The sequence below is a fragment of the Mycobacterium sp. genome (assembly GCF_002863225.1).
Taxonomy (GTDB): Bacteria; Actinomycetota; Actinomycetes; order Mycobacteriales; family Mycobacteriaceae; genus Mycobacterium.
This window is the reverse complement of record NZ_PKEK01000037.1, coordinates 1-7984: the sequence shown is the minus strand read 5'-3', so window position 1 is coordinate 7984 and position 7984 is coordinate 1. Positions and strand designations below refer to the sequence as shown.

General features: G+C 64.8%; 13 protein-coding genes. All 13 read right to left on the bottom strand.

The annotated features are described in order from the left end of the window. Positions 1-369 (bottom strand): phage portal protein (locus CYU59_RS09005; protein ID WP_292988379.1); only part of this gene is annotated, 369 nt, incomplete at its 3' end. A gap of 9 nt (positions 370-378) precedes the next feature. Beyond that, a complete protein-coding gene (locus tag CYU59_RS09000) occupies positions 379-2193 on the bottom strand; it encodes a terminase TerL endonuclease subunit (RefSeq protein ID WP_292988378.1) in 1815 nt (604 codons plus the stop codon). Next, complete coding sequence (locus CYU59_RS08995; protein ID WP_292988376.1) at positions 2144-2662, bottom strand: phage terminase small subunit P27 family; 519 nt, start codon at positions 2660-2662, stop codon at positions 2144-2146. The genes CYU59_RS09000 and CYU59_RS08995 overlap by 50 nt, the downstream gene beginning before the upstream one ends. A gap of 102 nt (positions 2663-2764) precedes the next feature. Continuing rightward, a complete protein-coding gene (locus CYU59_RS08990) occupies positions 2765-3070 on the bottom strand; it encodes an HNH endonuclease signature motif containing protein (protein WP_292988375.1) in 306 nt (101 codons plus the stop codon). Positions 3071-3653: 583 nt separating this feature from the next. Next, a complete protein-coding gene (locus CYU59_RS08985; RefSeq protein ID WP_292988373.1) occupies positions 3654-3875 on the bottom strand; it encodes a hypothetical protein in 222 nt (73 codons plus the stop codon). Next, positions 3872-4081: an HNH endonuclease signature motif containing protein gene (locus CYU59_RS08980; protein ID WP_292988371.1), complete on the bottom strand. Its 210-nt coding sequence runs from the start codon at positions 4079-4081 to the stop codon at positions 3872-3874. The genes CYU59_RS08985 and CYU59_RS08980 overlap by 4 nt, the downstream gene beginning before the upstream one ends. Positions 4082-4196: 115 nt before the next feature. Further along, complete coding sequence (locus CYU59_RS08975) at positions 4197-4628, bottom strand: hypothetical protein (RefSeq protein WP_292988369.1); 432 nt, start codon at positions 4626-4628, stop codon at positions 4197-4199. 201 nt (positions 4629-4829) lie between these two features. Further along, positions 4830-5186 (bottom strand): hypothetical protein, encoded by a 357-nt coding sequence (locus tag CYU59_RS08970; RefSeq protein WP_292988367.1) that lies wholly within the window; start codon positions 5184-5186, stop codon positions 4830-4832. Between the two features lie 11 nt (positions 5187-5197). Next, positions 5198-5995 carry a DUF1922 domain-containing protein gene (locus CYU59_RS08965; protein WP_292988365.1) on the bottom strand — a complete coding sequence of 266 codons (798 nt, stop codon included), beginning with the start codon at positions 5993-5995 and terminating at the stop codon, positions 5198-5200. 71 nt (positions 5996-6066) lie between these two features. Further along, positions 6067-6264, bottom strand: coding sequence for a hypothetical protein (locus tag CYU59_RS08960; RefSeq protein ID WP_292988363.1), 198 nt, complete (start codon positions 6262-6264; stop codon positions 6067-6069). Continuing rightward, the gene (locus tag CYU59_RS08955; RefSeq protein WP_292988361.1) at positions 6261-6830 is read right to left on the bottom strand and encodes a crossover junction endodeoxyribonuclease RuvC; all 570 of its coding nucleotides are present in this window, start codon (positions 6828-6830) and stop codon (positions 6261-6263) included. The genes CYU59_RS08960 and CYU59_RS08955 overlap by 4 nt, the downstream gene beginning before the upstream one ends. 211 nt (positions 6831-7041) lie before the next feature. Further along, a complete protein-coding gene (locus tag CYU59_RS08950) occupies positions 7042-7338 on the bottom strand; it encodes a hypothetical protein (protein WP_292988359.1) in 297 nt (98 codons plus the stop codon). After that, a complete protein-coding gene (locus tag CYU59_RS08945) occupies positions 7335-7844 on the bottom strand; it encodes a helix-turn-helix transcriptional regulator (RefSeq protein ID WP_292988357.1) in 510 nt (169 codons plus the stop codon). Before CYU59_RS08945 ends, CYU59_RS08950 begins: the two co-directional genes overlap by 4 nt. Positions 7845-7984: the final 140 nt, after the last annotated feature.

The window sequence follows — 7984 nt, the reverse complement described above, 5'->3', positions numbered from 1 at the left end:
CGCGTAATTGTCGCGGCCGACGTACCAGTAGCTGACGTCGTACAGCAGCATCGACGCCGCCGTCGCGTAGATCAGCTCGTAGAGCGTCGACTGCGGATTCGGCTGCTCGAGCAGCTGCACCAGCGGCCCGCCGCGCAGCCGGTTCCGGCCGTCCTCGTCGTCACGTTCGAACGCGTGCAGACCGAGGTGCGCGATGTTCCGTGCGATAAAACCGACGACGGTGCGCAGATGCGGCTGCTGACGCCACAACTGGTCGATCGGCTGCTGCAGCATCCCATCGATGAGCAGGCCGATGTCGACCGACTGCTGCCAGTACACCGCCGGCGGCGGCATGGACTGGCGGAAACCCAGCCATGAGGCTAGGCCCACCGGCCGGCCTCACATCGCGACGAAGTCGCTGTCCTCGTATGCACTCTTGGTCTCCAATTCAGTTGCCGCCGTTGCCCGCCCGAGCGCCATGATCAGCGCCACCACACCGTCGATCTTGTCGCCCGCATTTGCCTTGTCCGGCTTCACATTTCCCGCGGGGTCCATCGCCACCGCGAAGTTGTCCACCATCCACCGCAGCAGCGGATTGCCGCCGTGCCGGATCATCGGTTTCACCGGCGCGCCGTGCTCATCGGCCTTCGCGCCGACTTTGATCAACCGCTGCAGATCCTTGGTCGGCGCCGACATCGACGCGAACCCCTGCCCGTGCGTGATCATCGGCGCGCCATCTGTCGTCAGGTCGTTCACGATCTGCGTGGCGTTCCACCGGTCGTACGCGATCTCCTGGACCAGGAACTCGTCACGGTCTCGGCCAATCTGCGCCTTGATGAAGTCGTAGTCAGTGACGTCACCCGGCGTCGTCGTCAACCAACCCTTTTCGACCCAGCCCGACGCCGCGTCCGCTGTCCGCGCGTCCAGGTCTTCGAGCGAATCCTCTGGCGCCCAGCACCGCAGCAGCACGTCATACGCGCCGTCGTCGGCGGGGAACACCCAGCACAGCGCGCAGAGGTCGCTCGTCGCGCCGAGGTCAAGGCCGCCGAAACACTCCCGGCCCTTCAACCGGATCACGTCGAGGATCGACGCGTTCATGTCCCACTGGTCGACGTCGAGGTACCGCGTCGCCTGCTTCGTCCGGATGCCCAGGTGCAGTCGCAGAAACCGCGCCAGCTCGGCCGGCGAATCCTTCGCCTTCTCAGCGGCCTCGACCATGAACCGCTTAGTCGGACTGACGCCATAGCCGGGGTTGGCCTTGCGCCAGGTCGCCTCAATGAACGGGTCATCGCCGGCAACCAGAACACCCTTGTCGTATTCGGGCTTCTCGGCCGCGAACACCACGCCGTACGTCGTGGGCCGCTGCAGCACACCGCGGGCAAGTTTCTCGATCAGCGACCGCTTCTCGTCGTAGGGCGTGTGACGCTTGCCGGCGTCGGCCGTCGTGATGTAGATGATCAGCGGCTGCTCACGCGAGCCCGTGCCCGTCTCAAGCGCCTCGATCAGATCCATCAGCTTGTGCAGGTGCAGCTCGTCGACGATGGCGCCGTGAATGTCGGCGCCGTGCTGTGCATCGCCGGCGTTGGCGATCGGCTGGAAGTAGGAACCGCTCGCCGGGTGCGTGATTCGGTGCTTCAGCGCTCGTAGGTGCCGCTTCAGCCCTGGCGACTTGTTCACGAGCTGGCGGATCGGCTCGAACACGAACCCGGCCTGATCCTTGGTCGTCGCCGCCGCGACCACCTGGGCGCCGAACTCGCCGTCAGCCGCCGTCAGGTAGATCCCGAACCCGGCCGCCGTCGTCGTCTTGCCGTTCTTACGCGGCATGTCGAAGTAGGCGATCGTGATGATCCGGACCCACGCGCCCGAGTCCGGCGACCGGTGCACCCAGCCAGCCGGCGGCGCGATCAGATAGGCGACCTGCCAGACGTCAGGATCGAACCGCTGGCCGGCGAACCGGCCCTTGGTGTGCCGCAACTGGCGGAACGCCGCGATGACCTTGTCGACCCGAGCCGGATCGAACCGTGCGCCCGGAACTGAGCGAGGTTCAGGGGTTTTGACCAGTGGCGGGCAGTCCGGCGGCGGATACCCGCGCGTCTCCAGGTAGTACGCGACCTCCGGGCTGAGCTTCAGCCCCTCAAGGTCGGCATCCGCCCAAGGGTTGTCGTCAGTCGTCGCCGACGGCGCCCGCGAACGGGTTGGCCTCGTGCTCGTCACGGTCGTCATCCCGCTTCGACACGTTGCGCTCACCGGCCGGCGTCAGACCGAAGTCGTTCGCATACTGGCGCAACCGCGTCTCCGCCTGCTCGGCGACCGCGACGGCAGGGTTCTTCGTCCACCAGATCGAGGTCGTCCCGTCTTTGCGCGTCGACTCGTTGCGCACCGTGATCCCGTGCTCGTCGATGTCCCGGTACGCCTTCACCAGCCGCGACCACACCTGGCAGTAGGCGGACAGCGTCGCCCGATCCTCGGGCTTGACGAGGTCGAGGCGAGTCAGCCCCGGCGCAATCCGCCGCCACTCTGCCTTCGCCTCACGCGACAGCCAGGTCGGCGGGTTCGGCGCAAACCGCTTGAACGCCGGCGGCGTCGGAACCGGCCGACCGGCGCTGTCCTTCCCGTCGCCAACGCCGCTGAGCAGCAGCAGCTTCGCCGGCTGCGGTGGCCGCCCCACTAAAAGACCCCCCATGTGGGAATTTCGTGGAAAAACACAGACGCCCACCGAAGCGGGGGGCATCGCCGCAGGTCACAGCGATGTTGACCCCATACCCCCTGACCTGCAGTTTTAGGGTTAGCCGATGAGCATGAGCTGTTGAGCGTGGTCACGGTTCCCCTTTCGCAGGTTGCATTCGAGGTGGGCGCATTGCACGTTGGTCTTGGTGTGCTGTCCGTTGCGCGACAGCGGCACGATGTGGTCGAGGCTGGCGCTTTTTGGATGAGGGTGGCGCAGGCGCTTGTCGACGTGTCGGTGACATATCCCGCATCGCCAGCCGTCGCGTATGAAGATGGTCTGCGGCTTGATGGCTTCATTACCTGTTGCGCCGCGCTTGCGTGCTTCTCGTTTCCTAACGCTGGCTGCGCGAGCTGGGTTCTGCATGCTGCCCTTGTGCTTGGCGCAGTACTTGCCTCGTGTGCCGCCGTGAGTGCGAACGACGAGAGTTCCACACACCGCGCAATTCCACTGAGGCATTGGCCGACTGTTCGTCTTGGCGAGGTAAGCGCGTTTGCATTCTGCTGAGCACCACTTCGGAAGCCGTCCGCTGGATCGGTGGACGAATGTGTGTTCACAGTGTGCACACCGCACCTGGCGCATCCGGCACGGTTCTGAGCAGTAGAAAGCGTGACCGTAAAACCGTTTGTCGCAACCGATGCATGTGCTTTGGTAGCGGTGCTGTTTGCAGCGGCGGCCGGGCTTTACGGCTGGCTCGTTGCAGACGTTGCACCGCAGTCGCTTAGCTGCTTTGGCAGCTGATTGCTCGGCCTCCCTGTCAGCCCTGCGCTGCTTTCGGCAAGGGTGGCAGATGTACGGGACACCGAGCCGTGGTTGTTTGTGATATTTCCGCGGAGTGCCGCAGGCATCACATGTTCGAGTCAATTCTTCTCCAGGAATGCAAGAAGCCCCACGCCTGGAGACGTAGGGCTTCTCTGGCCGCGATGATCAGTCGCGGTTGGTGGACAGGTTATTCGGTGTTACTGGCTTCTGAGCGAGGTAGCGCGGTCAGGATCGATTGGATCGATCTGAAGCAGTTGGGGCAGAGGTCGAACTCAGGAGTGTCCACGTCTTCGCTCAGCGACTTCATGAACAGGCTGTCGTTGGGGACGTATAGGCGCGCCCATTCCCCGCGAGCGGCTTTGTAGCGGGCGGTCTGGCCGCAGCCGTCGCAGACCTTCTGACTACTCATCGGGCTCTTTTCTTCCCGCGCAGGGCATCTTGCGTGGTCTTCGCCGAATGGTGTTCAGCACACAGGCTCTGGTAGTTGGTCCAGTCGTAGCGGTCGCCGCCTTCGGCGAGGGGGACGATGTGGTCGACCTGGTCCATGACTCGGTGACACCCGGGGTGTTCGCACATCAGGTGCGCTGCCCGGTAGGCGTCCATGCTGCGGCGCATCCGCATGTCGGTCTTGCCGCCGACGTGGGTGCTGCCTTCAAATGCTGGTCTGCAGGCGCAGGGCTGGCCCTTCGGTGCGGGCTTCTTGCACCTGGCGCACACTCGGGGCGGTGCGCTAGGCACGCAGCTTCCTGTCTGCACGGGCTGTCTGTAGCGGCGCAGTGAGACGGTCGAGCTCGGTGTCCCAGTGCGTCATCTTGACGAAGTCGCCGTGTGCGCGCGCTCGCTCGCGTTCGTAGACAGCGGCTCGGATCTGCGGTTCGAGTTCGGCGGCGAGTGCGTGAAGCCGTGGGATGCCCGACTTGCGGTAGCGAGCATCGAACGTCTGGTGGCATGGCTGGCAGCGTGGTTCGTAGTGGTCGAGGTCGAGGCTGTATTCGAGGCCAGCGGGGCTGGTCAGTTCGTTCGGGTCTTGGTGGTCGTAAGACCAGTGGCGTGCTGGCGCTCCGCAGTCGATGCAACGCTGTCTTCGCGCGCGGCCGCGTCGGTGGGTGAGGCGGGCGTGCGTTGCGGCGTAGCTCGTCGAGTTGGTCGTAGGATCGGTCACGTCGATCTCCTCAGGGGTCGGCCGTACCCCGGGGCTGTTAGCGCAGTCGCCGGGGTCTTTTCATGACAAAGCCCCGATGAGCGGAGGGCTCAAATCGGGGCTGTTTTCGGGGTGCGGACGCACTTCTCTCCCGCTAAATCAGAAGAATAGCAGGTAGATGCGCCAGAACGGCGGTAGCTGCGTGTCGGCATGGGCGGAACATCAGGCCGGGTTGAATATCACTCGGCACGGTAGGTGCGGTTCCTCGTCTTCGCGACGGTAGTTGTGACACATCCAGCCCACCTGATTCACCATCTCCCAGACCACGGGGACGATCCAGCAGTTCTGATTGACGCAGCCGTCATTCGGGTGGTGTAGCTCCATAATGAGCGTTCCCCAACCACTCAGTTCAGGCGCGTCAAGCTGCTCTTTGGTGGTTATGGTCTGTGCCTCGTCGATTGCCCTGACGATGTGGCCAACGAGTCCGGACGAGATGTCCACGGGGCCTGGGAGTACGAGCCAGGGCTTGTTCGGCCATGTGTCAATGGCCTGTTGAATGACACCTGCGAGTGCGGTCATAGTGCTCCCTTTCATGTGCGTGCTGCGCCTCGGGTTCGGTTGCGTAGGTGGGTGTCTCGTCGGCGGAGGCGGCGTGCGCGTTCGACGCTGTAGGCGGGTTCGTCGCTGTCGTCGATTTGTAGTTGGACGATGGCGCCGCGGTGGAACCAGCCGCGGGGGCGGAGGCGGCGGGCTTTGATCCACTGGTCGATGCGGGTGGGGTCGACGGGTTCGTCGATGTTGGTGAGGATTTCGGCGAGGCCGGCGCGGGTGTGGAGGTCGCGTTCGGCGGCGGCGCGTTCGCGGGTGGCGCGGACGTCGATGGTCTGTTGGCAGCTTGGGCAGTCGACGGTGCGGTCGTAGGTGTCGGCGAAGAGCATGTGGCCGCACTGGCGGGGTGTGCCGTCGTGGTGGCGGCCGGTGATGGTGGGGCAGGGTCCGACTAGGTGGTGTTCGACGGGGTTGATGGCGCGGACGAGTTCGCCGCCGCGGTGGTCGGCGCCGACGAGGCGGCGGATGTCGTTGTAGAGCTTGCCTGCTCGGTCGTCGTTGGCGATGTGGTGAACGTTGATGCGGAGCCAGCGGGCCAGGTCGCCGGTGGTGACGTAGTGAAGGTTGGCGGGTTGCCGGCCGAGGTGGCGTTGCGCGATGTCGCGGACCCAGGTGGTGAGGAGTTGGCGGATGGTGCGGGCTTGGTCGGCGGCGTCGAAGTCGATGATGTTGAGTTCGTCGGCGCGACGGTTGCGGCCGATGGTTCCGGTGGAGATGCGGGCTAGGTTTTGGACGCGGTTGTCGAGTTCGGTTAGGAGCCAGGGGATTTGGTCAAGCATGTTGGCTAGTTGGGTTTCGCAGTTTTCGCAGAGGTATAGCTGTGTTGTGGCTGAGCAGGTGAGGCAGCGGTTCACAGGCACTCCCCGCGGTGGTAGGTGAAGCACTTCGGGCAGCAGGGTGCGTCGACGCGGCGGGCGTAGTCGGCGCACCTGGTGTGCATGAGCTCGTCGTCGAAGTAGTCGACATCGTCGCCCATGCGGATCTTCTGGTCGCCGTAGCTGCAGTCGCCGCTGTTGCAGCGGCCGGAATAACGCGCAGAAAAACTCACACGGTCACCTTTGGCCAGTCGATGGATTCGAGGGTGTTGCGGTGTCGGTCTTTCAGTTGGAACGGGAGCTGGTCGCCGCAGTGCGCGGCGCCGATGGATGCGAGGGCGGCGGCGTCGGCGATGTCGTCGTTGCGGATCGCTTTCGCGAGCGCCGGCCACCACAACCGGACCGCGAGGAGCACCTGCTTTTTCTTGTCGGTCGAGTCCTTGCTGCCTTCGCGTCCGATGACCCAGGTCTGGCGGGTGAGGGGTGTGACGACGGCGGTCGGGATCTGTTGTTGCCGTAGCGCGCTGAAGATGCCCCACCACAGCGCGTTTCCGTCGCTGGTGTAGGCGTTGTGGTAGCCGAAGGCCTGGCCTTCGATGACGGCCAGGTCGATGCGGTCGACGGGTAGGGCGTCGATGACGGAGCAGCATTGGCGGACGATGCGGTCGCTGCGGTGGGCGTAGCTTTTGCTGTCCTTTTGGCCGTCGTTGACGGTTTTCAGGGCGAGGGGTGCGCCGTTGATGAGGACGGCGATGCCTGTGCTGGTGAGGCTTGGGTCGATCCCGACGACGACGCTCATGGTTGGCTCCGGAATTTGGTGCGGGCGATGTGGACGACGCGGCCGCGGAGTGGGTGGTCGCGGCGCGGGAGGCAGGATTCGGGTTTCTGGTTGGCGTCGTATTTCGTTGTGCGGACGCAGGGTTCACCGGGCATGGCTTTGCAGAGCGGGCAGTCGTGCTGCAGCGCGGTTCTTACGGCCGGGTGATTCGGGTTGGCGAGCTTCGAGGTTCTCACCGGGCGCCTTCGGCGTTGGTCGGATATCCGTACGAGGCCCAGAAGCGGAGTGCGCGGCGCACCGCTCGTTTCGCTCCCCAGCGGGTCAGCGCGTAGCCGGCGCTCATGCCGGTCACGGCGGTGACGGGCATGTTCGTGATGACCCATTCCCACGGCCGAGTGCCGGGGATCGGGCTGCGTTTCACCCAGCAGCCCAGGGCGACGACTCCGCTGGCCTCGACGTTGGGCAGCGTGATTGTGTGCAGCGTGTGACCGTTCAGGTCGTGCCAGGTGATCGTCCGTGATCGGCTCATCGTTGTTTCTCCGTTGGAGCGGCGTGGATTTCGGCGCCGACGGCCTGGGCGTAGCGGGCCAGTGTGGCCAGCGACGGTGACCGGTTCATGCGGGCCGAGTTCTCGATCCGGTTCACCGCGCCCCGGCTGATGCCCATCGCGTTGGCGACGCGCTGCTGAGTGAGACCGCGGCGATAGCGGATCTGGACGAGTTCGTCGAGCAACGCGTAATTCATTCGTCCTCGTCCGGCGGGTAGTGGCCGAGTATCGGACCTCGGACGGAGAATGATGCGCCCCAGTGCCAGAACTGAATTGATGCTCCCCCAGCTGCCGTACTCGGGCCTGGGGTACGTTTTGCCGTTCCAACCGACGTGGTCGAATTCGCCGGTCGCGATGCCGAGTTCGATGTGCGCGCCGAGTTCGCGTCCGCGTGGGTCGTCGGGGTTGGTGGTGTCGCCGATGTGCCATCGAACCCGGTCGCCGTGGTACTCAGTCCAGCGCCTGATGAGTTTTGCGACGGTGTTCATGCTGGTCCTACTTTCGGCAGTTTCGAGAGGGCGGCTCGGCATGCGTCGATACCGCGGCGGGCGATGTCGCTGCGGTCGATGTGGTCGCACACCGCGAGGCCCCGGTAGCCGTCGGAGTCGCACAGCGTGCAGGCGTCGAT

What these genes read in the sequence shown, in the direction of transcription:
- CYU59_RS08970 (WP_292988367.1), bottom strand. Translation starts at nt 5,186, where the DNA reads ATGACCGCACTCGCAGGTGTCATTCAACAGGCCATTGACACATGGCCG.
- CYU59_RS08950 (WP_292988359.1), bottom strand. Translation starts at nt 7,338, where the DNA reads ATGAGCCGATCACGGACGATCACCTGGCACGACCTGAACGGTCACACG.
- CYU59_RS08995 (WP_292988376.1), bottom strand. Translation starts at nt 2,662, where the DNA reads ATGGGGGGTCTTTTAGTGGGGCGGCCACCGCAGCCGGCGAAGCTGCTG.
- CYU59_RS08965 (WP_292988365.1), bottom strand. Translation starts at nt 5,995, where the DNA reads ATGCTTGACCAAATCCCCTGGCTCCTAACCGAACTCGACAACCGCGTC.
- CYU59_RS08955 (WP_292988361.1), bottom strand. Translation starts at nt 6,830, where the DNA reads ATGAGCGTCGTCGTCGGGATCGACCCAAGCCTCACCAGCACAGGCATC.
- CYU59_RS08985 (WP_292988373.1), bottom strand. Translation starts at nt 3,875, where the DNA reads ATGAGTAGTCAGAAGGTCTGCGACGGCTGCGGCCAGACCGCCCGCTAC.
- CYU59_RS08980 (WP_292988371.1), bottom strand. Translation starts at nt 4,081, where the DNA reads ATGCGCCGCAGCATGGACGCCTACCGGGCAGCGCACCTGATGTGCGAA.
- CYU59_RS08990 (WP_292988375.1), bottom strand. Translation starts at nt 3,070, where the DNA reads ATGCAGAACCCAGCTCGCGCAGCCAGCGTTAGGAAACGAGAAGCACGC.
- CYU59_RS08945 (WP_292988357.1), bottom strand. Translation starts at nt 7,844, where the DNA reads ATGAACACCGTCGCAAAACTCATCAGGCGCTGGACTGAGTACCACGGC.